Annotated in this window: 18 protein-coding genes and 1 pseudogene; 3 read left to right on the forward strand and 16 right to left on the reverse strand. The window is 60.7% G+C overall.

The window, feature by feature from the left end; genetic code table 11:
• The 7 genes and pseudogenes from ACFFAR_RS02685 to ACFFAR_RS02715 form a co-directional block, all read right to left on the reverse strand.
• A pseudogene (locus ACFFAR_RS02685) lies at positions 1-260 on the reverse strand (chemotaxis protein CheW); the annotation flags it as partial.
• Complete coding sequence (locus tag ACFFAR_RS02690) at positions 253-1,764, reverse strand: CheR family methyltransferase (RefSeq protein WP_174363086.1); 1,512 nt, start codon at positions 1,762-1,764, stop codon at positions 253-255. The pseudogene ACFFAR_RS02685 and the gene ACFFAR_RS02690, both read right to left, overlap by 8 nt.
• Entirely contained in the window at positions 1,761-2,228 is a 468-nt protein-coding gene (locus ACFFAR_RS02695; protein WP_061999497.1) for a chemotaxis protein CheW, read from the reverse strand. The genes ACFFAR_RS02690 and ACFFAR_RS02695 overlap by 4 nt, the downstream gene beginning before the upstream one ends.
• A 14-nt stretch (positions 2,229-2,242) precedes the next feature.
• Positions 2,243-3,871: a methyl-accepting chemotaxis protein gene (locus ACFFAR_RS02700; protein ID WP_375507488.1), complete on the reverse strand. Its 1,629-nt coding sequence runs from the start codon at positions 3,869-3,871 to the stop codon at positions 2,243-2,245.
• Positions 3,872-4,452: 581 nt separating this feature from the next.
• Positions 4,453-5,712, reverse strand: coding sequence for a HipA domain-containing protein (locus ACFFAR_RS02705; RefSeq protein ID WP_174363087.1), 1,260 nt, complete (start codon positions 5,710-5,712; stop codon positions 4,453-4,455).
• On the reverse strand, positions 5,709-5,981 hold the full coding sequence (locus tag ACFFAR_RS02710) for a helix-turn-helix domain-containing protein (RefSeq protein ID WP_061999500.1): 273 nt from the start codon (positions 5,979-5,981) through the stop codon (positions 5,709-5,711). The genes ACFFAR_RS02705 and ACFFAR_RS02710 overlap by 4 nt, the downstream gene beginning before the upstream one ends.
• Before the next feature lie 184 nt (positions 5,982-6,165).
• Positions 6,166-8,556: an AsmA family protein gene (locus ACFFAR_RS02715; RefSeq protein ID WP_174363088.1), complete on the reverse strand. Its 2,391-nt coding sequence runs from the start codon at positions 8,554-8,556 to the stop codon at positions 6,166-6,168.
• Positions 8,557-8,698: 142 nt separating this feature from the next.
• Between ACFFAR_RS02715 and ACFFAR_RS02720 the strand changes: the two genes are divergently transcribed.
• Together ACFFAR_RS02720 and ACFFAR_RS02725 are read left to right on the forward strand one after the other, a co-directional pair.
• Complete coding sequence (locus tag ACFFAR_RS02720; protein ID WP_375507489.1) at positions 8,699-9,355, forward strand: ATP-binding cassette domain-containing protein; 657 nt, start codon at positions 8,699-8,701, stop codon at positions 9,353-9,355.
• Positions 9,352-10,161: an ABC transporter permease gene (locus ACFFAR_RS02725; protein ID WP_075359533.1), complete on the forward strand. Its 810-nt coding sequence runs from the start codon at positions 9,352-9,354 to the stop codon at positions 10,159-10,161. Before ACFFAR_RS02720 ends, ACFFAR_RS02725 begins: the two co-directional genes overlap by 4 nt.
• Positions 10,162-10,205: 44 nt before the next feature.
• Here ACFFAR_RS02725 and ACFFAR_RS02730 read toward each other — a convergent pair whose 3' ends face one another.
• The 9 genes from ACFFAR_RS02730 to ACFFAR_RS02770 all read right to left on the reverse strand — a co-directional run bounded on the left by ACFFAR_RS02730 (position 10,206) and on the right by ACFFAR_RS02770 (position 22,041).
• Positions 10,206-12,143, reverse strand: a complete 1,938-nt coding sequence (locus ACFFAR_RS02730) for a response regulator (protein ID WP_174362647.1) — start codon at positions 12,141-12,143, stop codon at positions 10,206-10,208.
• Between the two features lie 67 nt (positions 12,144-12,210).
• Positions 12,211-12,675: a response regulator gene (locus tag ACFFAR_RS02735; protein WP_062000860.1), complete on the reverse strand. Its 465-nt coding sequence runs from the start codon at positions 12,673-12,675 to the stop codon at positions 12,211-12,213.
• A gap of 46 nt (positions 12,676-12,721) precedes the next feature.
• Positions 12,722-15,157 carry an ATP-binding protein gene (locus ACFFAR_RS02740; protein WP_174362646.1) on the reverse strand — a complete coding sequence of 812 codons (2,436 nt, stop codon included), beginning with the start codon at positions 15,155-15,157 and terminating at the stop codon, positions 12,722-12,724.
• Positions 15,154-15,753 (reverse strand): biliverdin-producing heme oxygenase, encoded by a 600-nt coding sequence (locus ACFFAR_RS02745; protein WP_174362645.1) that lies wholly within the window; start codon positions 15,751-15,753, stop codon positions 15,154-15,156. Before ACFFAR_RS02745 ends, ACFFAR_RS02740 begins: the two co-directional genes overlap by 4 nt.
• Before the next feature lie 314 nt (positions 15,754-16,067).
• Positions 16,068-16,358 carry a hypothetical protein gene (locus ACFFAR_RS02750; RefSeq protein WP_375507490.1) on the reverse strand — a complete coding sequence of 97 codons (291 nt, stop codon included), beginning with the start codon at positions 16,356-16,358 and terminating at the stop codon, positions 16,068-16,070.
• 17 nt (positions 16,359-16,375) lie between these two features.
• A complete protein-coding gene (ligD, locus tag ACFFAR_RS02755) occupies positions 16,376-19,216 on the reverse strand; it encodes a DNA ligase D (protein ID WP_174362644.1) in 2,841 nt (946 codons plus the stop codon).
• 28 nt (positions 19,217-19,244) lie between these two features.
• On the reverse strand, positions 19,245-20,165 hold the full coding sequence (locus ACFFAR_RS02760) for a Ku protein (protein ID WP_062170011.1): 921 nt from the start codon (positions 20,163-20,165) through the stop codon (positions 19,245-19,247).
• Positions 20,166-20,294: 129 nt separating this feature from the next.
• Entirely contained in the window at positions 20,295-20,852 is a 558-nt protein-coding gene (locus ACFFAR_RS02765) for a DUF6013 family protein (RefSeq protein WP_231941243.1), read from the reverse strand.
• Between the two features lie 172 nt (positions 20,853-21,024).
• Entirely contained in the window at positions 21,025-22,041 is a 1,017-nt protein-coding gene (locus ACFFAR_RS02770) for a zinc-binding alcohol dehydrogenase family protein (RefSeq protein ID WP_062170012.1), read from the reverse strand.
• Positions 22,042-22,402: 361 nt separating this feature from the next.
• On the opposite strand from ACFFAR_RS02770, the gene ACFFAR_RS02775 reads away from it, so the two are divergent.
• Positions 22,403-23,779 (forward strand): tetratricopeptide repeat protein, encoded by a 1,377-nt coding sequence (locus ACFFAR_RS02775; RefSeq protein ID WP_174362643.1) that lies wholly within the window; start codon positions 22,403-22,405, stop codon positions 23,777-23,779.
• Positions 23,780-23,906 lie beyond the last annotated feature (127 nt).

Here is a 23,906-nt window from a genome sequence, read left to right on the forward strand (position 1 = left end):
ATGCGGAACACGAGCCATGACGTGGTATCGGCTTCACGCGCGGTACGGTCGGCCAGCGAATTCAGCGGCTGGCGTTCGCCGATCGAATCGACGGCGTGCTCACGGTCGAGCACGAGCGCAGCCGCGGCATCGTGCACGGGGCAATTGCGGCAATGGATGTAGCCGGCAAGACGTGGACACGAGCCGTCGCCACGCACGCCGATCCGGTTCCAGCAATCATCGATGAGCACTGTCTGGGGCGCGTCGTGGACTTCACTCATCGCGTCCTCCCGAAGCACGACCCGGATGACTCGCCCGCGCCGCACGAGCCAGCAGCAATTGCGCGCCCGCACGATCGCCCTCCAGTCCCAACACCGCTGCGAGATGCGTCAACGCTTCGCCATGCTCGGGATCGAGATACAGCGCACGTTTGTAATGACCGCGCGCCTCGGTTTGCGCGCCCTGAGCATCGGCAATGACGCCCAGCAGGTAATACGCGTCTGCGCTCGACGGATGGGTCTCGAGGAACCCACGGGCAAGAGCGGCGGCTTCGGACAAGGACCCGCTGTTGGCGAGCGCGTGTGCCTGGTCGAGCGTGCCCTGCCCGTCCGGCGCCGGTCTCGCGGCCGCGTGGACAAATGCCGCCGGCGCTGCGGTCTTCGCTGCGGGCACCGATGCAAAAGGACGTGCGTTCGGCTGCAGGCCGCTCAACAATGACCCGGCTTGCGATGCAAACACATTCGCTGCAGCCAGATTCGCGCTTGCCAAGACAGCCCGTGGCGCGGCTTGGCGCGCCGAAAAGCCCATCTCCTCTTCCGCTTTCGCGATTGCCGAATACAGCGCCCGCGTCTTCGCGTCTTTCAGGCGGGTATCGTCAAACGATGGCCGGCCGTTCTCAGGCCGCCGGAACGCGAACGCCAGCGCGAGTTTCGCCGATGTCATTCCCTCACGCATCATCAGCCCGGTTTCCGCCGGCCCGACGAACAGGGTCGCGCGAGGCGCAAGCAGATCGTCCAGCACGCGCACGGCGGTGCGTTGCATTTCCCGATCGAAGTAGATCAGGACGTTGCGGCAGAACACGAAATCGAACGGCTCGAATGCCTGGGTTTCGAGCGTCAGCAAGTTTGCCTGCCGAAAACGCACGCGTTCGGTGACATCGGCGGAAAGACGCCAGTGGTCGCCCGACGGCTTGAAATGGCGCTCGCGAAAGCCGAGCGCCCGGCTGCGGAATGCATTGCTGCCGTATCGCGCCTCGCGAGCGATGGTGAGGGCGTGATTGCTGATATCGATGGCATCGATGGTGAAACGCTCGGGCGCAATCCCCGCGTCGAGCATGGCCATGGCGATGGTGTACGCCTCCTCGCCGGTCGAGCACGGCATGCAGAGGATACGCACCGGCTTGAACGGCTGTTCGGCGAGCCGTGCGCGTGCGAGGGTCACGAGCGCGTTGAATGCCTCGCTATCGCGGAAAAACCACGTCTCGGGCACGACCACCGCCTCGATCAGCGCCTGCAACTGCTCCGGCGCACCGCTCACCGCAATCCAGAAATCTTCGATGCCGGCCGCCGGGAATTTCACGGCGCTCGCCGCACGCCACGCGGCATAACGATCGGCCACGGCCCGCTCGATCGCTTTGTCGCCGATAGACGCCGCATCCAGCCCGATCGTTTTATGCAGCAACGCCGCAAAGCGCAGGATCTGCGCACGGGGGAGCGGTTCGCGCACGCTTTCATGCAGCGCATCGAGCGCGCGGCGCGTCTGAACGGAGATGAAGTCGTGCTTCATGCCGCGCTCTCGGTGAAAAGTTGCGCCTGCACGTGCTCGGGCAATAGATGTTCGATCCGGACCCACTGCACGAGTCCTTCCGCGTCGCGTGCAAGCGGCCCGAGGTAGCGCGCATCCGCCGCTTCAATACCTGCGGGGCTGAACGCGCTTGCATCAAAGGAGATCGTGCGGGTCGCGCGTTCCAGCAGGATGCCCAGCCGGCGCATTTCGACGTCCGCGCCGCTTTTGTGCGGGTAATACACCAGCGCAAGCCGCGTCGAAAGCCGGTCATGTGAATGCCGCCCGAGCGCGAGCGCCGCCAGATCGATGACCGGCACCGGTGCGCCCTCGTACTCGAAAATGCCGGCCACCCACGCGGGCACGCCCGGCATGGTCTTCAGCGGCGCGAGCGGCAACATCCGCTCGATCTGCGAACTGTCGAGAACGTAGCGGTCTTGATCGAGCGTGAACTGGACGAAGAGCATGATTATTCGGTCCGTCAGACCGTCGCGACCTTGAAGCGCGACACACCCGTGCGCAGGCCGTTGGCGGTGTGCGTGAGGTCGTCGATGGCTTGCGTCGACTGCCGCAGCGACTCAGCCGTCTGCTGCGCGGCCTCGGACAGTTGCGCGAGCGCCTGCGTGATCTGGTCGGCGCCCGTCGCCTGCGTCTGCATGCCTTCGTTGACCATCACGAAACGTGGCGCGAGCGTCTGCACCTGCTGGATGATCTGCGACAACTGGCCGCCGACCTGTTGTACGTCGGTCATGCCGCGCCGCACTTCTTCGGAGAACTTGTCCATGCCCATCACGCCGGCGGCGACCGCCGACTGGATCTCCTTCACCATCTGTTCGATATCGAAGGTTGCAACCGCCGTCTGATCCGCAAGCCGGCGGATCTCGGTCGCAACGACCGCGAAACCGCGCCCGTATTCGCCCGCCTTCTCCGCTTCGATCGCCGCGTTCAGCGACAGCAAATTGGTCTGGTCGGCGACCTTCGTGATGGTGGCGACCACTTGGTTGATGTTGCTCGCGCGCTCGTTCAGGATCGCCAGCTTGCCGTTCACCGAGCCGGCCGCTTCCATTACCAGGCGCATGGTGTCTTCCATGCGCGTCAAGCCGATCTGACCCGTGCCGGCGAGTTGCGCCGACTGTTCGGCGACGCCGGAGACCTCGTTCATCGTGCGCACGAGATCGCGGGACGTCGCAAAGATTTCCCGCGATGTCGCGCCGATCTCCGTGGTCGTGGCCGCCGTTTCGCTCGCCGTGGCTTGCTGTTCGCGCGCAGTCGCGGCAATTTCCGCCACGGACGTGGTCACCTGCACCGCCGACTTCTGCGCCTGTCCGACGAGACCCGTGAGTTCATCGGTCATGCGGTTGAAACCCGTGCCGAGCGTGCCGAATTCATCCCCGCGCTCAAGGTGCAGGCGCTGCGAAAGATCGCCGGTACGCATGGCATCGACCACTTCGACCAGGCGCTGCATGGGAATGGTGATGGCCTTGAGCAACAGGAAGCCCGCCCAAGCCGCCACCACGAACGTCACGAGAAGCACGACCAGCAGCGTGATTTCAGCTTTCGTGACCGACTGGCGAATGCTCTGCGCCGACCTGATCTGTTGTGAATTGTTCAGCTCGACCAGCTCGCGGATCGCGGTCCTGCCCGCTTCCCAGATCGGCGTGAGCTGGGTGTTGAACGCCGTTGCGGCCGTAGCCTTCGATACCGCCAGGTCATCGAGGATCTGCCCCTGGACCGGCGCGTAGAGCGTGCGTTGCTGCTTGAAATTGTTGAAGAGGCGACGGTCCTCGTCGTCGAAGATCGTGGCTGCGTATTTGTCCATCAGCTTGTCCAGCGAGTCCTTCGTCTCTGCTGCACGCTGCGTGTCGCGCTTGATCTGATCGGGCTCGGTATCGATGTAGATCAACCGCTGCGTCACCGTGTAGTTCTCGAACCACGACGCGCGGATCGTCGTCGCGAGATAAACGCCCGGTGAGGAATCGACTTCCTGGCTATGCGCGTCACGATCGATGTCGCTGAACAACGCGTACGACACCACGGCCATCACCAGCATCAACGCCAGGATCACGCCGAAGCTCGCAAGAATCCGGTTTCGAATGGTCAACTGCTTCACGCATGAACCTTTTCAGTAATGGTGGGGACGGGCGCGCGGAGGCGACGGACAAGGAACGTCGGCGCAATTTTAAGACGGAAAACAAAATGGCTAGCGGATTAATGCGTAGATCTGTCTGTTATCTGCTAATGGCGCCCGGCTGCGGCTGTTTCCCGGCAAAGATTGCGTGCACGAGCTCGACAAAACTTCTGCACAGAAATTGGGGAGCACCCTGTTGAAAACGTTCTGACAAGCGCCGAACGACATTGATAGCAAACGGTTTTCAGCCACCGCTTCAAAGCGATCAAAGCGTGTGGTTGGCGTGTCGACGGTTCATCGACTTGTGCACACAAACTGTTGATGGCCCTGTGGACAAGCATGAGCTTATGTCTGTAAGCCTCTGATTCGAATTGGGAATCGAGCTGCGACTGGTTTTGATACACGTTTGCCTGCTTCAGGCGATCCGTGTCACCGCAGGCAAGTTATCCCCAAAAATTGTGGGCAGGCTTGTTGATAAGTGCGGGACCTGAAACCTAAGCTGCTGATGCAGCACGAATTAACACGTTTGACTCAATGCGCGCTTTTGGCATGGCGGCCAGCGCTCAGCGAAAACCACCGGCGGGTCTTTTCGGATTGGTAACCGGCAACGGGCCCGTTCGACGAACCTCGCCACGAATGCGGGAAAGGAGGTCATCGGCTAAATATCGTTCGTCGGCGGCAAGATGGTCGGCGACGGCGTCGAAAGCGGTATCGATGCGCAACAGCACTGCTTCCGCCTCGCCGCGTTTCAGGCCCAGGCGTTCACCGTAAGCCAAGAGCTGTTCGGGCACCGGGAACACCTTGGACTTGTTCAGGTTCAGCGCCATGCGGCCATCGAGCGACGGATAGATGCCCGTACAGACGACATCGTAAATAGGCGAAAGGCGGCGCGGTCCGGTTGGATCCGAGTACAGCAGGCCTATGTTCTTCATGTGGGCATCTCCGTCACGCAGAAAGCACGACAACGCCACACGCTCGAACAGCCGCATGGCCTGTGCGCGGAAATCCGCACCCGTGTACACCTCCACTGCACGCGCGATCATCTCGTAACTGCCGCGATACTTCTCGTTGCCCGTCAGCACGCTCATGTCCTCGAAACCGAGCGCCGCGCCGTCCGGCGTGCGGTCGAACCGGGCCATGACAAACAGAAGACCGTCGTCGGACAGCCAGAAGTCCGGCACTTCGAAGCCCGCTTCCCGCGCCACCGACATGCAAAGGAACTCGTTGCGCGCGATGCCTGGATAGTCGTCACCCTCCGCTTTCACGATCACCGTCTTGAGCGGCAATGCAGCGTGTGAATCGACGGTAGCAGGCTCGGCCGGCGCCGGAAGCAGCGGCACGACCGTCTTGGGTTGCACGCCCGAGATACCAGACCCGAGCGCGTACTTGCTCACGAGCCGCTCGAACAGTTGCCCCGAAGGCGAAGACAGCAATTCGTCGAGCTGCTCGCCCTCGCCTTCGGGCACCGCTTCGCCGCGCAGCGCATAGGTCAGCCGTCCGATCTGGTTCCGGCCGGCGAGAAACAACAGGAACATGTCGCTCGGCGTGCCAAAGCGCGCCAGTCTTTCTTCGATGATGTAACGCAGATAGCCTTCCGGCCGGTTCATGGCGAAGACGCTCATCAACGCGCCGCTGCTGTAACTCTTGCGGCGAACGGGCATGGTCAGCGAGACAGCCGCGCTTGGCTCGACGTCGCCGTAATTGAAGACAAACGTGCTTTCCTTCGCCAGCAATCCGGCGATGCCCTCGGGCGTGTGGACATCGAGTTGACGGATTTTGTCGAAAAGCTTTTCGATGTCGAAAGTGGAAGCAGGCGTGTTCATTCCTCCTCCCGGAAAAAGAAATCGAGGTCCTCGTAGACCACGGTATCTTTCGGACGCAAGGTCAGGTCGTAACCCAGCGCGTTCGCCATTCGGCAGAACTCATGAAGACCGACGTTCTGCGCGGTCTCCGCGTTCGTGATCGTTCGCCGCGACACGCCTGCGCGGTCGGCGAGCGTCTGCTGATTCATACGAAGCTCACGCCGGAGCTTTCTGAGCTCAGCGGCGACTCGCTCTGAATTACTGATAGGATCGGATTTTTTGCGCGTCATGATGCTCAATTATAGGCTTTATTAATTTTTTGAGCATTATTTTACGCATTGACATGTTTTGATATGCCTGCGACGCCATAACTTGAAATTGCGCGTTATCTTGCGCTTTTTAGATGTGAAAACGGCAAGTGCGCATTTTGATGCGCATTTGCCGTTTTACGTACGTTAACCTAAACCAGCAAAATCAACTCCCCCGATAAGCCGCCGCACTTGCCGGTGAAGGCGCTACCGGCTGAGCCTTGGCTTTGCCTTTCGCAGCCGCCGCACCGGGAGCCGACGCCGCAGCCGGGTTCGACACCCCCGGCTCCATATATCCGGGCGCACCTTTCGCCACTTGCTTCTGCCCGGGCGGCGGGGCCGACGGCGCCTTGCGCATGTCAGCCAGCATTTGCGTGCACGGCAGCGGCTGGTTGTTGCTCGGCGCAATCAACGGAATCAGTGCGGCAAACGGATTGATCAATCCGAGCCCGACCGCCGCCGCGCCACGCGCGGCCAGCGCACCGGCATCCACGCCCACGTGCGGGTCCTTGAATGTCCCCTTCACGTAGAGCGGCGAGCGTAGCGAAAACACCCGGAAGCCCTTCGTGTGCGGATGAATGCCAAGATTCATCTCCTCGGTCTTGAGGTTGATCGTGCCGTCCATGTTGATGACGGCGTCGTCGGTATCGAGAGCGAACACGCGCGATTCAAGCACGCCGTTCGTCGCCACGAAATCGGCGGCAGCGCAGTTGATCTTCACGTCGCGTTTGCCAAAAAGCTTCTCGTACACCGCATTCGCCACGTTCAAGCCGGCCGCTTCCATGTACAGGCGGCTGACGGTGCCATCGGTGATGAGCGTCTTCACTTCGCCGTTCATCGTGCCGGCGAGCGCAGCCGGGGAATTGCCGGTCGCGGACAACGCGGCGTCGCCGTTCACTTCGCCCAAGGCGGACTGCATGGTCTTGACGGTCGGCAGAAGCTGCTTGAGCTTCAAATGCCGCGCCGAGGTCGAGAAGCGGCCCTTGAGCGGCGTCGTGCTGCCATCGAGGTGAATATCCGATGACAACGTCCCGCCCGCCACGCCGAACTTCAGCGGCTCGAACGACAGCACGCCATCCTTCATCACGACATGCGTGTAAAGGTCCGAAATTGGCAGCGCCGGGTCCTTGACGATCTTGCGGCCGGTGAACTTCACGTCGGCATCGACGGCCTTCCATCGGTCGGTCTTGAACTCTTCGGCAGGCAATGCCTTGGCCGACGGCTGTTTCTCCGTCTCTCCGCGCTTGGCTTTGCTGGCGTTGGAATCGGCGCCGATGATCGGTGCCAGATCCGAGAACTGCAGCAGGTTCGATACAAGCTCGCCCGAGAGCAACGGCCGAGGTTTGCGCCCGACGAACGTCAGCGAGCCGTTCAGGTCGCTGCCGCCGACGCGGCCGGTGAAGTTCTCGTACTTGAAGACGTTGCCGTCCTCGCGGAACTGGCCGACGAGCCGTCCTTCGGTCGCATACGGCGGCGTGGTCGGCAGCGTCACGCCAACAATCGGATAAAGGTGATCGAGACTCACACCCTGCAACCAGAGCCGCAGATCGAGCGCGCCCAGATGCGCGGGGTCGGTCACCGTCCCGACAAACGCAATATGCGTGTCGCCAATACGAACATCCGCCTGCACCGGGAACGGCCGCGTGGAGTCCTGCAATGCGAACACGCCGCCTACCTTGCCGTGGCCGGACACTGCCACATTGTTGTACTTGCCCTTGACCGACCAGCCAATGCCATAAGGCGGCACAGGCGGTTTCGGCGCGTTCTTGGTCGTGATGCTGTTGCTGGCGGAGACGCTCGCCGGATTCGGCGCGCTCGCGTTGGCCGCGGCCGCGGCAGAAGCCGCCGATGCCGCCGCCGCTTCCGATGCCGCGGCTTTATCGACTTGCTGGTTGAGCTTGTTCGCGCCACTCTTGCCGACCTGTTCGGCCGATGACTTCTGCGACGCCGCTTCCTGCTGCTTCATCACATCGCCGATAGGAATCATCTGGCCGAGCGTATTGACGACTGCCTGCATATCGGCTTTCGTGATTTCGTCGGCATAAGCGATATTGCCTTTATTTAGCGCGATGTCATGAAGCTGCAAGTTCCACGTGGATGGCTCTGTGGATTGCTTGAACTTGAACGTCCAGTTATTGCGGTTATCTTTCAGGCGTTCGAGATCGACCGAGGGGTTCACCAGGTTGATCGATGGAATCACGATATTGCGTGCGAGCAACGGCAGGATCTCGACCTGAAAGTCGATCTCGTCGAGCGTCGCAAAGTACTTTTGTTTCGTCCAGTCCGGATTGGCGACCGTGATTTTTTCAGCAGAAAAACGGGGCCATGGAACCCATCGGCGCCATCCGGTTTCATTGGGCGGACGCTGCCATCCGACCTTCAGGTCGCCGGTAATCTGGAACTCCCGGCCAATGGCCTGCGAGACCTTGTCGTCAACCCATGGCCGCGCGCGATTCCAGTCGAAGGTGAGGAACACGATCACCGCCACGACGATCAGCACGATCAGAACCGCAATGATCCAACCGACTATTTTTCCGATTTTCCGGCCAATTGCCATCGCGGCATCCTCGTTTTTTCTGTTGAATAACGGGGTCAGCACGTCGCGTGCCCGGCGTTTCCATGCCTTATCGGTGGCTTATGATTGCGCTCAAACAACAATCCCTGCCGTCAGCTCGATGCCTACACACGCAAATTCACCAATGCTTCGCACCGTCGCGCTCACGCGCCAGGACCCAGCCCGCAGCGTCACCCTGCTTCATCCGACCAGCTTCACCCTTGCAGCCGGCGAGCGAGCGGTAATCACGGGGCCATCCGGATCGGGCAAAAGCGTGTTCTTGCGGGCGTTGGCGCTGCTCGATCCCATCGACGACGGCACGATCCAGTGGCGCGGCCAGCCGATCGCGCGCGGCGAAATTCCTTCGTACCGACGCCGGGTGGCCTACATCGCGCAACGCCCCGCCATGCTCGATGGCAGCGTCGAAGACAATCTGCGCTATCCGTTTTCGCTGAAGGTTTATCGCGATGTCCGGTTCGATCGCGAGCGCGTTGTCGAGCTTGCGAACCACGCCGGCCGCAGCACTGGTTTCCTCGACAAACGCGCAAGCGACCTTTCGGGCGGCGAAGCGCAGATTGCCGCGCTGATCCGCGTGCTGCAGGTCGACCCGGACATCCTTCTCCTCGATGAACCCACGGCTTCGCTCGACCCTGCTTCGGCGCTGGAGATCGAAGCGCTGGTCGGTGCATGGTTCGCCGAAGGCCATGGCGCGCGCGCGAGCATCTGGATATCGCACGATCCGGCCCAGGCGCAACGCGTGGGCGAACGCCAGCTCGTGATGACTGCCGGAGTCCTGGCATGAGCGGCTACCAGACGCTAAGTCTTTTCGATATCGGCATTGCGGCCGCGCTGATCGTGGTGAACGGCGTGTTGTCGGTGATGTTGAAGCTCGATCTCGAACGCAAGCTGGCGTGGGCGGCGGTGCGAACCGTCGTGCAGTTGCTGGCGATCGGCTATGTGCTCGGCTGGGTGTTCCAGTTCGCGCGCTGGTATGTCGTCCTGCCTTTGATGGCGTTGATGACGCTGATCGCGGGATTGTCGGCATCGAATCGTGGACGGCGGACCTATGCCGGGCAGCGGGCAGACAGCATCGTGTCGATCTGGGTGAGTTCGTGGCTCGTGGCGGCTGTCGGATTGTTTGTCGTGATCCGCATTCATCCGTGGTACGAACCGCAATACGCGATTCCAATCCTCGGGATGATCCTCGGCAATACGCTCACGGGCGTGTCGCTCGGGATCGAGCGGATGACGGAGGAACTGACCTCGGGACGCGGCGTGGTGGAGATGTCGCTTGCACTGGGCGCCACGCGCTGGGAAGCGGCGCAGGGTCCCGCGCGGCAGGCGGTGCGCGCGGGCATGATCCCGACGTTGAACCAGATGACCGTGGTCGGCCTGGTCAGTCTGCCCGGGATGATGACGGGACAGGTGCTGGCCGGACAATCGCCGTTGCAGGCGGTGCGGTATCAGATCGTGATCATGTTTTTCATCGCGGCTTCGTCGGCGCTGGGAACGGTCGGCGCTGTATTGATGACGTACCGGCGATTGTTTTCCGCCGAGCACCGGTTCATGGCATCGAAACTGGTCGAGAGGAAAACCAGACGCAAATAAGGCAGCTAAATAAGGCAGCTAAATAAGGCAGCTAAATAAGGCAGCTAAGCGCCCGGCCGCCGCGCGAACGTATGAATCAGCGACTCGAGCCGCGCAAAATTCACCGGCTTGGTCAGGTGATCGAGGAAACCGGCTTCGCGGCATCGGCGGATATCCTCGTCCATGCCATAACCCGTGATCGCAACCGACGGCTTGCCGGGCTGCAGCTCGGTCCAGGCGCGCGCGACGTCGAGCCCGCTGCCATCCGGCAAACCGATATCGCTGACGAGCAGATCGAACACATCCGATCGCGCGAACAACAGCGCTTCAGTCACGGTCGTCGCGACGGCGACCTGATGCCCGAGCACTTCCAGGACCTGCGCCATCGCCGACGACGTGTATTCGTTGTCCTCGACCAGCAACACCTTTAGCGACCGCACTATTTCATCGGGGTCCTGAGTGGCGCTCGGCGACGCCTCGTCTTCAGCGCCGGACTTGACGAGCGGCAAGGTCAGCGTGAAGCGCGCGCCCTTGTCGCGTCCGTCGCTCTGGGCGGTCAGCGTGCCGCCATGCTTCAACGCCAGCGTGCTTGCAATGGCAAGCCCCAGTCCAAGTCCGCCGAACGCGCGCGTGATGGAATCATCGGCTTGCTCGAAAGCCGAGAAAATGCGCGGCAACGCTTCGGCGCTGATGCCGATGCCGCTGTCGGTCACCGAAATCGCAATCGTCGATGTGTCCGGATTCCACGTCCGCACCGCGATATGTCCACCCGCGGGCGTAAATTTCACCGCGTTCTTCATCAGGTTCCAGACGATTTGCTGCAGCCTGGCGGCATCGCCGAAAACCAGCGTCGAGCTCGCGCCCAGCGTGGTTTCGAGCGTCAGGCCCTTGCCGCGCAGATCGGACTCGGACATATCGAGCGCGCTCGACATCAAAGTCTCGAGCACCACGTTCGCAAAATTCAGCGATAACTTGCCGCGCGCAATGCTGGTCAGATCGAGCAGATCGTCGATCAGGCGCGCTTCCAGTTCCACGTTGCGCCGGATCAACTCGAGCGTGGGCTGGGCTTCGGCCGGCAGCGTATGACGCATCTCGAGCAGCCGGACGGCAGCCACGATCGGCGTCAAAGGCGTGCGCAATTCATGCGACAGCACGGCGAGGAAGTGGTCCTTCGCGCGGTTCGCGGTCTCGGCCTGCTCCTTCGCAACGCGCAGGGCGTCGGCGGCCATGTGTTCTTCGGTGACATCGCGGATGATCGTCGAATAGCCGATCAGGTCGCCGTTATCCGCGCGGATGGCCGTTGTCACGCCCGATGCAAAAAACGAGCGCCCGTCCTTGCGCCATAACCACCGGTCGGCGCTTCCACTACCTTCGGCACGCGCGATCGCCAGTTCCGCGGCAAAGACATCGGCGTCACGATCTTCCTGGCCGTAGAATACTTCGGCCGAGCGGCCGATCACGTCATGTGCCGTAAATCCCAAAATGCGTTCCGATGCCGCATTCCACGTCCGTATCCGGCCCTCCTGATCGAGCGTGATGACGGCGTAGTCCTTGAGTGCATCGACGAGCAGCCGGAAATGCGTCTCCGTCTCCCGCAACGCGCGTTCAACCGCAATGCGTTGCTGGCGTTCGGTGCTTTCCGTCAGCGCACGGCGCACGACCGCGGGCAAGCGCTGCAGCCGCTGCTTGAGCACGTAGTCGGTGGCGCCGCGCTTGAGCATGTCGACCGCATGTTCCTCGCCGAGCACGCCGGACACAAAAATGAATGGCGTCTGCGGCACGCGTTCACGCGCGATCGCGAGCGCTTCCACGCCGGAGAAAACCGGCATGACAAAGTCGGCAAGGATGACATCGAACTCGGTGGTGTCCAGCGCCGCGATGAAATCCTGTTCGGTATAGACAATCTGTACGTCGACCTCATAGTCGGCGCGCTCCAGCTGGCTCAAGGTCAGTTCCGCGTCGAGCGCGTTGTCTTCTACGAGAAGCAGGTGCAAAGGCTGCATGGTCTGGGAGCTCAGGCGAACCGGCGCGCGCAGCAAGGCGCCGGGCGCACAAGATTGTGCTTATGGTTCATTCCGAAGCCGGCTGACGGCGTACCCGCATGGACCCGGGCGGCGGCTCGTTCAGCACGGCCCAGAACACCCCGAGATCCGCAATGGCCTCGACGAACTCATTGAACTCGACCGGCTTGACCACATAGGCGTTCACGCCAAGCGCGTAGCTGCGAACGAGGTCCTGTTCTTCACGCGACGAAGTCAGCATGACGACGGGAATCGCCTTGAGTACCTCGCTCGCGCGAATGGTCTCGAGCACTTCCAGGCCGTCGATTTTCGGCAGCTTCAGGTCAAGCAGTATGACCGCCGGATTACCGGGGTTACGCGTGTTCCATTCGCCCTCGCAGCGCAGGTAATCGATCGCTTCCTGGCCGTCGCGCGCCACGATCACCTCGTTGGCGAGCTGGCTTTTATCGAGCGCGACGAGCGTCAGTTCTAGGTCGCTGGGATTGTCTTCGACAAGCAATATGGGTTTCAGCATGGTCTGGTAATTGACTGATTTTGAGCGGGTGCTTCCTGGGTGCGTTTCAACCGGACGACGGCGCCGTGCGAGACTTGCGCCGCCTGCCGTCGGCATCTACGGAATCGGTCCTGAACACCTTTGGCAGCGAGAAATGGAACGCGGCCCCTTCGCCTTCGCGCCCTTCGGCCCACGTCCGGCCGTCGTGCCGCTCGATGATCCGGCGCACATTCGCAAGCCCGATTCCGGTGCCGTCGAATTCTTCCGCACGGTGCAGCCGCTGGAACACCCCGAACAGCTTGTTCACGTACTTCATATTGAAGCCGACGCCGTTATCCCGCACGCTCACGATGTATTCGTCGGTCGTCGAATTGACCGACAATTCGATTCTCGCCGATTCCCGCGTACGCGTGTATTTCACGGCGTTCGAGAACAGGTTGCGCAGCGCGATCTGCAGGAACGCCGGGTCGCCCGTGACACTCGGCAACTCCGGAATGATCCATTCGACCTTCCGGTTTGCGGTTTCCGTGCCGAATTCCTGGACCACCGACTGAACGAGCTGATTCAAGTCGACCTGTACCGGCCGCAACGCCGCACGGCCCATTTGCGAGAACGTCAGCAGATCATCCACGAGCACGCCCGCAAGCCGCGCCGAATCCAGCATATTGGTGAGAAAGCGCTTGCTGCGCTCCGATAGCGTCTCGCCCTCGGTCTCGCGCAGCAGGTCGCCGTACCCGGCAATGTGGCGCAGCGGCGCGCGCAGATCGTGGGAAACGGAATACGAAAACGCTTCGAGTTCCTTGTTCGCGCGGCTCAGTTCGCTTGCGAGTTCCGCGAGTTCTTCGGCCCGGCGCAATACGATGTTAAGCATCGATGCACGGAATTCAGCCGCTATTTCAAGTTCCACCGGCCGCCAGCGCAAAGACCGGTTGCGCACGATTTCGAGCCATGGCGCAAAGTCCTTGCGCGGCGCGACGCTGCCGTCCTGACTCGATACACGCTTGACCGGCTCGCCCGCCCATTTGATCGTGCGCGCGGTTTCGGGCCGGAACCAGATCACGTAATTGCGAAAAATCTGCGAGATGGGCACGGCGAGAATGCCGCTTGCCGTATCGATATGACGGGATGCGCGCGGCCACTCTTCAGGCAGTGCGTCGGTTGCATAAACGCCCTTCGTGCTCGATTCGAGCCATTGTGCGAGTGCGAGCACGGTATCGGCGTCGGGCGTGAAACCGATCAGCGTCACCTTGCCGTCCGCGACAATGGCCGCGCCCCGCGAGCCGGCGAAACACAACAGATCGTCGGGTGACGATTCCAGGGCCACACGGTAATCCTCGTGCTCGGAAAGCCTCGCGATCAGACGTGACATCGTGCTGCGCAAGCTTTGCAGGTAAGCGGCCTCGGCGCGCTCTTCCTTCGCCTCGATCTGCAGCGACACAAGCTGCCCAAGATGCTCGATCGCCATGCGCACTTCGAACGGTACGAGCTGCGCGTCGTGGTCGTGGCAGGAAATCAGGCCCCACAGCTTGCCGCGCACGATAAGCGACACCGACATGGACGCGTACGTGCCCATGTTGCGCATGTATTCGAGATGAATGGGCGAGAAGCTGCGCAGCGAGGTGTAAGTCAGGTCGGGCGGGCGGCCTGTGACAGGGCTGACCGGCGGCACGATCCGCACGGGTTTGGCATCGACGTCAGCGACCAGCCGCACGCGCTGCTTGACGTAGAGCGCACGCGCCTGACGCGGGATATCCGAGGCGGGAAATGTCTGGTTCAGGAACGACACGTAGCTGTCGTCCTTGCTTTCGGCCAGCACGTGGCTGCGGCCTTCTTCGTCGAAATTGTAGAGAAGCACGCGGCCAAAACCGGTCATCCGGCGCACTTCCTGGACGGCGAGTTCCGCCAGCTCGGTCACGGTCTCCACATCCTGCAGGCTGCGTGTGAAGGTGCGCACGAGCGGATACATGGATGCAAAGACATCCGAGTTCGAATGCCGCGCGATTTCGAGTTCGACGATCAGGTTGCCGTCATGCCGGTGGATGGTGATATCGAACTCGGGTCCATCGACGGATGCAATCGGTCGTTCCTGTGCCGATGCCGCCGGCAGATAAAGCACGTTTTCCACCACGCCGATGTAAAGCGGCGTCTCATCCAGCTCGGCGCTCGCCACGGCATGGGCGATCTGTTCTGCGGCAGTTATGCCGAGCAGTACATCGACCGGTTCGCCCAGTAGCTGCTCGACAGGCCGCTTTGCAAGCACTGCAAGATTTTCGCTCGCCTGCAGGATCGTCAATGTGTCGGACAGACACAGCAGATAGCCATGCGGCTGGATGCCACCGGGGATATGGATGGGCTCGGCGTCGCATTGCGCATTGGCAGCGCCGGCTGCTAATGTGAGCTGGCGCGCCTTCATGTCAGGCAATGAAGAAGAATATGCGATGTCGCTGACCGCCGCGCGCGCTGTCGCATCAACGCCCGGCGTTGGCTCGGACCCACTGCTCATGCCGTTGCCCCCGAATCTGCGCGAACCGCGCCGAGCCAGTCGTGCAGTCCGTCGAATGTGGCAATCGCAGCCTCGAGCGCAGCATCGTATTGGTCACGCGGCACTTCACCGCTCGCCGTTTCGCGAAACGCATTCCACATGCTGCCGGTTCGCGGGCCGTAACCGTCGAAGTACGCGTTGCCCAAGCCGGTATCCAGGCTGAAGAGCTTGGCCACGTGCGGCGCGATGAAACGTCCGCCGAGCGTCGAGCCTTCCATGACATACATGGAACCGAACACACGGCCAATGGTGTTCATCGCAGGCAAATGGTCCACTGAAGGTGCTGTTTGCGCGCGGGCGGGGTTGCCGGTGAGAAACGACAGGTCAGCTTCGAGAAGCGCTGCCTTCCGGCGTGCTTCAAAGAATTGGCGCAAGTGCGCAGGCACGGACCGCGCAGCCAGGTCTTCCCACGGCGCAACATAGCCATAAAAGCCGTCGAGCAGCGCGACATAGTCTTCACGCGGCCATTCGGGGCGCATCAGGTCCAGTTCGTTTTCAAGCCGCGTATGACTCTCGGCGGTTGCAGTCTTCAGAAGGGACAGAAGTTCGTATTGCATGGTCCGTTCATGGTTTTCCACGGGGTTGCGGCGCATTGGCCCACGTCGCATTACGACGATGCATGAGATCCGCAGCTTTTTAGCGGACACCTCGTTGCCGATGCAAGGCCGGCCGGCGTGCGCAAGGATATCGGCAACGATTACCGAAAATCAATTTTTGCCACCTGCAAAAAGGTAGGAATAACTGCAGCGAACTCCCGCGAGCGCCTTTACCAGCTTGACTCACGCGCTGTCGCGTCAATTTTCGATACCGCGCGCCCATTCTACGCAAGAGGCGCTTTGTTGACCACGGGCAGCGATTACGTTATCGCGGATCAGGGCTTGCGAGGGCTGTTCGCGTTCGCGTGCTCGTCGGTTTGCGTCCGCTCCTGATAGTCTGCGCCGCCACGGCGATCCGTATCTTCGAGTCCCCGCTCCAGATCCTCATGCGCCTGTTCCCCGACCTTGCGCGGCTCGCGATCATCTTGCGAGGCCGGGCTTTCATCGGTTTCATGCGGAAGCGGCGCGGTCGTATCGACCGCGCGCTTGCTTTCCAGTTCGCGGCCGTCGTCAGTCGGACCGGCTCGCGTGGCTTCGTCGTGGGATGTCTTGCCTTGCTGCGTCATTGCAACCTCCGGGCGGTTTATTTGATATCGAGCCGCTTTTTCATGGCAGCGGAGATGCGTTGTTTCGTCTTCCAGTACTCGGCCCATGGGTCGGCGTCGAGTTCGTCCAGCCGCTCATGTAGATTGCCGATGTTCCATTGATCGCCGGCCGTGGTGGCATCGAGTTCATCCCAGCCGATCGGCACCGACGCCCCCATTCCCCGCCGTGCGCGCAATGAGTATGCGGCGACCGTGCTTGAGCCGCGGTTATTGCGCAGGTAATCGACGAAGATCTTGTCCTGACGATTCTGCTTGCCCATCTTCGCCGAGAAATATTTTGGCAACGCGCCGGCCATGTGCTGCGCGACGGCTTGCGAGAAACCCTTCACTTCATCCCATCCGGCTTGCGGCGTGAGCGGTACGACTACGTGCAAGCCCTTGCCGCCGCTCGTCTTGCAAAAGGAGGCGAGGCCGAGTTCTTCCAGCAGTTCGCGCGTGAGACGCGCGGCTTCCTTCATGCGGTCCCAGCCGAGTCCTTCGCCGGGATCGAGGTCGAAGACCATGCGGTCAGGTTTCTCCAGCTTCGCCGCAAGCGCGTTCCACGTGTGCATTTCAATGGTGCCCATCTGCGCCGCGCCGACGAGCGCGCCGGCGTTTTCTATCGTGATGAGCGCCGGGTGTCCAGGATCGATACCCGGATGCTGTTTCACGTTCGGGATCGTGAGTTTTTCGCTGTGCTTTTGAAAAAACAGCTCCCCGCCGATATCCCCTGGTGCTCGAACCAGCGACACGGGACGGTCCTTCAGATGCGGCAACATCCAGGGCGCCACGGCTTCGTAGTAGAGGGCAAGGTCGAGCTTGCTGACACCCGTCGATGGATCGAGCACGCGCTCCGGATGGCTGATCTTCACGCCGGCGACCAGTTCAGCGCCGGCGGTTTTTTTCGCGGCGGCTTTCTTGGCTGGGGCTTTCTTGGCTGGGGCTTTCTTGGCCGGGGCTTTCTTGGCGACGGCGTTGGTTTTGCTCACCGACTTCGCCGCCGATTTTTTCGCGGGCGCCGCTGCGACTTCGTTTTCGTCGTTCACTGCGACCTCCTTCGTCGATTTCGGCTCTTCCTTCACGATCTCTTTCGCGGGTTTATCGGTTCTCAAACTGACGAACGATGCCTGCCGGACAATCCGCTCAGACGTCCACTCGGCAAAGTTGCACTCGGCGACGAGCTCCGGCGTGACCCAATGCACCGGCGTACGGCTGCGCTCTTTTGGCGCCGACGCAAACGGCATCTTTTGAATCTCGCGTTTATCGAGTTGCTTCTTGATATCGCGCAGGGTTCCAGCGTTGAAGCCGCTGCCCACGCGGCCAGCGTATTGCAGCTTGCCTTTTGCATCGTAAACGCCAAGCAGCAAGGCGCCGAACTCACCACGGCTGCCAGTCGGCTCCGAGTATCCGCCGACCACGAACTCCTGCCGCCGCCTGCATTTCAGCTTGATCCAGCTATTGCTGCGCCCAGACGTATAAGTGCTGTCGCGACGCTTGCCGATGATTCCTTCCAGCGCCATGTCGCACGCACTTTTCAACAGATCGTCCGCGCCGAATTCGAAGTCCGCCGAAAAGCGCAGTACGTCGTCGTCCAGCGGTTCCAGCAGCGCTTGCAGGATCGCCCGGCGCTGGATCAGCGGCACGTTGCGCAGGTCGTAACCATTCAGAAAAGGGATATCGAAGAAATAGATCGCGATGTCTTGCGGACGGTTTGTATCGAAGGCGTTCTGCAGCTTCTGGAAATTCGGCAGATCGTTGTCGTCCAGCACGACGGCTTCGCCGTCAAGCCATGCGTTCTGTACATCGAGCTTGTCGAGCGCCTTGACCTGACGGCTGAACTTGTCGGTCCAGTCGTGGCCGTTGCGCGTAAAGAATTGCGCTTGCGCTGCCTTTGGCTTTGCACCGCCCTCGCGGTCTATGCGGATCATGATCCGATATCCATCGAACTTGATCTCGTACGTCCAGTCATCGCTCAATGGCGACGCGTCCACGAGCGTCGCAAGTTGCGGTTTCATGGCGGCGGGGAGTTTCGCCTTGACCGCGTCCTGGATGGCGGGATTATCGGCGAGGGTGCGCAGCGATTCAGCGCTGCGGTTCGCGACGATGTCCGGCCGCGGCCGCTCGGGACTCGTTCCCTTGTCCTTGACGGCAGGCCGCTTTGGGGATGGCGCCGCTTTCGTCGTCTTCGCTGCGCTCTTGCGCTCGGCGCGCTCGCGCACCTCACCGCTTTTCGTGCGCGCGCCAAGCGAATCGCTCATCACACTGCCGGGCTTCTTGAGCAAAACATCGTAGTCGGCTTCGTTGCGGGCTTCGTCGTCGCGTTCCTTGATCAGCAACCACTGTTCTTTGTCGCCATTGCCGCGCATATGGCTGCGCACGAGCGTCCAGCCGCCCTGCAGCTTGTCGCCATGAAGCACGAACTTGAGCTTGCCCTTTTCATACGTGGCGCGCGCTTCATCGATACTCCCGCTTTGCGGCTCCCACGTCCCGCGATCCCAGACGATTACGCTGCCCGCGCCGTAATTGCCTTCGGGGATCGCGCCTTCGAAGGAACCGTAATCGATCGGATGGTCCTCGACATGCACGGCAAGCCGTTTAACCGATGGATCCAGGCTCGGCCCCTTCGGCACGGCCCACGACTTCAGCGTGCCGTCGAGTTCGAGCCGGAAATCGTAGTGAAGCCGGCGTGCGTCGTGCTCCTGAATGACGAACGAAAGCTCGCTCGCCTGAGCCTTTTTCGATGCGCGTCGGGCTTTCGCTTTTTCAGCAGCGTCGCCGGAGGGTTCCGGCGTCTGGTTGAAACGCCGCATGCGCTGATAGGTTTCGAGTTTTCCAGCCATCGGCGGGTCCGCTTGACGGTTGCGTGCTTTAAGCGCGCTTGCGGCGCGTAGCCGTCTTGCGCGCCGGTTTCGCGGCGGCGGCCGGTTCTTCGGTGTCAGCCGCGTCGTCGCCTTGGTCAGCGGCCGCTTTGGCGCCGCGCTTCGCCGCGGGCTTGCCCTTCTTCAGGCTGCGTTTAAGCAACTCCGACAAATCCAGAATCTCCGCCGATGACTTCCGCGGCTTGCCTTCCTCGACCTCGGACACTTCCTCCGTGTGCCCTTCCTTCACCTTCTTTTCGACGAGCGCCATGATGTCTTCGCGGAACGTATCGTGGTAGTCGTGCGGATTCCACGAATCGCTCATGTCGTCTATCAGGCGCTGCGCCATCTCCAGTTCTTTCGGCGTAACGCCGGCTTTCTTCGGGTCTTCATCGGGCAGCTTGAACTGGTCGAAATCGCGCACTTCGTCGGCCCAGCGCAAGGTGTTGAGCGCGAGAGCCGGACCAACCGGAATCAGCGCGGCCAGATGCTGCTTGTTATGCAGCACCACGCTCGCGATACCGACCTTCCCCGATTGTTTCAGCGCGTCGCGCAAAAGCGCGTAGACCTTTTCGCCCTTGCGGTCGGGCGCAAGGTAATACGGGGTGTCCAGCGACAGAAACGAGATGTCGGGCGCTTCGACGAACGCGAGGATATCGACGGTTTGCGTCGATTCTGGATTGGCCGAGCGGATTTCGGCGTCGCTCATCACGACGTATTTGCCCTTCTCGTACTCGAAACCGCGCACGATGTTGTCGCGCGTCACGTCCTTGCCGGTGTTCTTGTTGAACTGCTTGTAGCCGATGGGATCCATCGAGCGTTTATCGAGCAGGTTGAAGCCCACTTTCTCCGACTGCGTGGCCGGATAGAGCTGCACGGGGACGTGGACCAGCCCGAAGCTGATCGCGCCTTTCCAGATCATGTGTGGCATCGTGCTTGACCTTCCGACGAGCGGTTTATCGACGTTGCGGTTGACGGTTTTGGCCCGCGCCAGCGGGCGCGGACCGTCAACGCTTCGCAGAAAACGTGCCAGATGGGAAAGCGCCGTGGCGCCGTGGTTTTACTTGCGGCTTGCGCTCACGGTGAGCTTCGTACCGTCGCTGAGCGTCACCGATTTTTCGGCGCCACCGGTCGGCATCGTGAAATGCGTCATCTGGCTAAAGGAATTATCGGTGGGACATTGCAGTTTTTTGCCGGCTACAGTAACCGCCGTCGCGGCACGCGGCGTGTGGCCCTGGAAATTCATCTGGACATCGGCGTCACCGTTGCTCGCAATCACCGCCGCAAAGCGGATCTTCACCTGGCGCACCGTGACGCCGCTGGCGTTGCGGATGGAACCCACGTCCGGACAGGCGTCCGGCACGTTTTGCGCGCCGCCGGGAGGTTTGCTCTGCCAGGTGAAGTCATCGGTCTGGCCGGAGCGGATCGTGCGTGTTTCCTGTTCGTTACCCCACGCCTTGGACGCCATCTTGACCGTGTATTTGATCGGGCCGTCGTTGGCGACTTCGGACATCACCTTGATGCCGGGCGTTGCATGCGCCGACACCATACAAAAGCACAGCGCGAATGCCGTACCCGCAGGCCGGCAAAACTGAGCGAAACCCGAACGATCGATCATGCGTTGCCCTCCGTTTGCAGCCGTCACGCGAGATGAACACGACGGCGCCGAGGAGGCTCGGACCGCGCGCGAGGCGCGTCCAGTCTAGCGCGACGCGCGCCGCGGGCTTCTCATGGGAAACCCGCGGCGCGCGCAGCGTGCAACGCAATGGCAGATCAGTTCAGACGGCGAATCAGAACCCTGTCATCACCAGCTTGCCGATCGCACGCCCTTCTTCCAGAAGGCGATGCGCCTCGCGCAAGTTCGCTGCGTTGATCTTGCCGAGATCACGGCCCAACGTCGTCTTGATCGTGCCTGCGTCGATCAGTCGCGCCACTTCGGTGAGCAGTTTGTGCTGCTCGATCATGTCGGGCGTGCCGAACATAGCGCGCGTGAACATGAATTCCCAATGGAACGCGGCACTCTTCGCCTTCAGCAATTCGACCGCAATCGGCATGCTGTTTTCGACGATCGTGCAAATCCCGCCTTGCGGGGCGATGACCTCGGCAGCCGCGGGGAAATGCTTGTCGGTATCGTTGAAGATCAGCACGTAATCGACCTGCTCAAAACCCGCGTCCTTCAATTGCTTCGGCATGTCGCCGAAGTGATCGACGATATGATCCGCGCCCAGCTCGGTCGCCCATTTCGCCGATTCCGGCCGCGACGCGGTCGCGATCACCCTCAGTTTCGCCACTTTCTTCGCGAGCTGAATCCCGATGGAACCCACACCGCCCGCGCCGCCCACGACCAGCACTGACTTGCCCGCGTCCTTCCCTTCTGCCGATACCCCTAGCCGGTCGAACAACGCTTCCCACGCGGTGATCGTGGTGAGCGGCAACGCAGCGGCATGCGAAAAATCAAGCGATGCCGGTTTTTTGCCGACGATGCGTTCATCGACGAGATGAAACTCGCTGTTCGTACCCGGCCGCGTAATGCTGCCCGCGTAAAACACAGGGTCGCCCACTTTGAACAGCGTGACGTCCGGGCCGACCGCCTCGACTGTGCCCGCTGCATCCCAGCCGAGCACGCGCGGCGACTCCTCGACCTTGTCCTTCGGCGCGCGGACTTTGGTATCGACAGGATTCACGCCGATCGCTTCGACCTTTACCAGCAGGTCGCGTCCGGTTGGCGCGGGTTTGTCGATTTCGACGTCCATTAGCGATTCGGGGTTGGAAATCGGCAGGTAACGGGTCAGGGCAATGGCTTTCATGGATTAGTTCCTTCAAAGGTTTTCAGCTTCAGGCTGCAAGGTGTGAACCCGATCCTAGGGGCTTTCGGCTTCACAAAGAACCCAGCAATCGATAAAACATCTTCGTAAAAAAGACGAAAATTTGCCTGCAAGAGTTACCTGGAACGAACTCTTTCAGGGGCAGACGCCCGTTCCTGCGGGGATAACGCGGCCAGCGAAGCTTGCAATTTACATTTCTCCTGTCAACCCGCCCGATTATCTCAAATTCATTCGTGTTTTTAAAAACCTTCGATAAATCAGCCGTGGTAGCATCGGTCTCTATATTTATTGAGCGCGTGATTTGTTAAATTAATTAATCGATATTTTGATTTCAACTTGAATTATGCAAGACGAACAACACACGCTTCACGCCGCTTTTACAGCGCACCAGCGCGGTGACTATGCGTTAGCCGAAGAACAGTACAAAGCAATCCTGGAAATTAACAAGCAATCAATTGCGGCATTGACCAACTATGGCGTCTTGCTAGCGCAGTTAAAGAGGTCCGCTGAAGCCCGTGACCGGTTCGAGGCGGCGCTGAAAATCACACCGAACGACGTTGGCTTGTTGAACAACCTTGGTCGATTGACGCTGGATCAGGGCGATATTGAAGCCGCTGAAAAGCTGTTCCGCAAGGCGTTTGCACGCAACAAGACAGACGTGACAACGCTTGGCCATATTGGATTGATCGAAAGCCGTTTATCCAATCTTGCTGAGGCGGAGAAGTGGTATCGGCGCGCGCTTGAGTTTGACGAATCAGCCGACTGGGTAAGTTACAACCTGTCGGTCAACCTGCTTGCACAAGGTCGCTTTGACGAAGGGTGGCCCTTGCATGAAGCCCGCTTTTCGAAGCGGTGGGATGCACGTCCCGTCAATGCACCGGAGTTGCCGTTTCCACCATGGCGCGGAGAAAATTTAGTCGGCAAATCGATTCTGGTCATTGGCGAACAAGGGCTGGGCGACGAAATCCAGACGGTCCGTTACGCAGCTTCGCTCGCCGCGGCCGGCGCAAGCAAGGTTACGTGGGCCTGCAAGCCCACGCTGGTTAGCCTGTTCGCGAGCATTGGAGAGATTGATTTTCTTCCGTTATCTCCTGGCATGTCGGTAAATCGTCACGATTACTGGGTGCTCTCAATGAGTCTGCCGTACCGTTTTCATACAGCAGTCAGCACAATTCCGGAAACCGTTAATCCATATCTGCGCGCGCCAATCATAAAAACCGGCGTTATTCCACAAAGCGATACGCTGCTTAAAATTGGATTGGTCTGGAAAGGAAGCAAGCAGTTAAAGAACGATATCAATCGTTCAGCGTCGCTGGTCGACTTCAAACTCTTGTTGGAATTGAGCTCAATCAAAGCAGTTCATTTCTTCAGTTTGCAAAAAGGCGAAGGTGAAAGTGATGCGCGCGAGGCAGACGGTCGCGGAGAACTTGTCGATCTGAGCGGCGAGCTCCACGACTTTGCAAATACAGCGGCACTAATCAACCAGCTCGATTTGATTATCACGGTCGATACCGCGGTCGCCCATCTCGCGGGGGCCCTGGGCAAGCCGGTCTGGATCATGTTGCCTCACTTCGGAACTGACTGGCGCTGGATGACAAAAAGTGAAACGTCAGCCTTGTATCCAAGCGCCCGGCTCTTCCGTCAGCCCCGGCCGGGTCGAGACTGGTCGAGCGTCATTGCTCAAATGCGTCGGGAACTCATCTCGAGGCCAGATGCTTGAAGACGCTAGGCGCTGCGCGTTGTTGGCCACGCGAGGCGCGAGCGGCGCTTCCGCAGACCACGAAAGCGAGCACGCGCATCTCGTGTTGCGGCGTCGGCCAACCGATACGGCGTATAGGCGGCAACAC

The organism is uncultured Caballeronia sp., assembly GCF_964243625.1.
Classification (GTDB): domain Bacteria; phylum Pseudomonadota; class Gammaproteobacteria; order Burkholderiales; family Burkholderiaceae; genus Caballeronia.

Coding starts and splice junctions, on each gene's coding strand:
- ACFFAR_RS02765 (WP_231941243.1), bottom strand. CDS start 20,852: ATGATCGATCGTTCGGGTTTCGCTCAGTTTTGCCGGCCTGCGGGTACG.
- ACFFAR_RS02695 (WP_061999497.1), bottom strand. CDS start 2,228: ATGCTCTTCGTCCAGTTCACGCTCGATCAAGACCGCTACGTTCTCGAC.
- ligD (WP_174362644.1), bottom strand. CDS start 19,216: ATGGCTGGAAAACTCGAAACCTATCAGCGCATGCGGCGTTTCAACCAG.
- ACFFAR_RS02715 (WP_174363088.1), bottom strand. CDS start 8,556: ATGGCAATTGGCCGGAAAATCGGAAAAATAGTCGGTTGGATCATTGCG.
- ACFFAR_RS02725 (WP_075359533.1), top strand. CDS start 9,352: ATGAGCGGCTACCAGACGCTAAGTCTTTTCGATATCGGCATTGCGGCC.
- ACFFAR_RS02710 (WP_061999500.1), bottom strand. CDS start 5,981: ATGACGCGCAAAAAATCCGATCCTATCAGTAATTCAGAGCGAGTCGCC.
- ACFFAR_RS02740 (WP_174362646.1), bottom strand. CDS start 15,157: ATGAGCAGTGGGTCCGAGCCAACGCCGGGCGTTGATGCGACAGCGCGC.
- ACFFAR_RS02735 (WP_062000860.1), bottom strand. CDS start 12,675: ATGCTGAAACCCATATTGCTTGTCGAAGACAATCCCAGCGACCTAGAA.
- ACFFAR_RS02750 (WP_375507490.1), bottom strand. CDS start 16,358: ATGACGCAGCAAGGCAAGACATCCCACGACGAAGCCACGCGAGCCGGT.
- ACFFAR_RS02770 (WP_062170012.1), bottom strand. CDS start 22,041: ATGAAAGCCATTGCCCTGACCCGTTACCTGCCGATTTCCAACCCCGAA.
- ACFFAR_RS02720 (WP_375507489.1), top strand. CDS start 8,699: ATGCTTCGCACCGTCGCGCTCACGCGCCAGGACCCAGCCCGCAGCGTC.
- ACFFAR_RS02760 (WP_062170011.1), bottom strand. CDS start 20,165: ATGCCACACATGATCTGGAAAGGCGCGATCAGCTTCGGGCTGGTCCAC.
- ACFFAR_RS02690 (WP_174363086.1), bottom strand. CDS start 1,764: ATGAAGCACGACTTCATCTCCGTTCAGACGCGCCGCGCGCTCGATGCG.
- ACFFAR_RS02775 (WP_174362643.1), top strand. CDS start 22,403: ATGCAAGACGAACAACACACGCTTCACGCCGCTTTTACAGCGCACCAG.
- ACFFAR_RS02705 (WP_174363087.1), bottom strand. CDS start 5,712: ATGAACACGCCTGCTTCCACTTTCGACATCGAAAAGCTTTTCGACAAA.
- ACFFAR_RS02745 (WP_174362645.1), bottom strand. CDS start 15,753: ATGCAATACGAACTTCTGTCCCTTCTGAAGACTGCAACCGCCGAGAGT.
- ACFFAR_RS02730 (WP_174362647.1), bottom strand. CDS start 12,143: ATGCAGCCTTTGCACCTGCTTCTCGTAGAAGACAACGCGCTCGACGCG.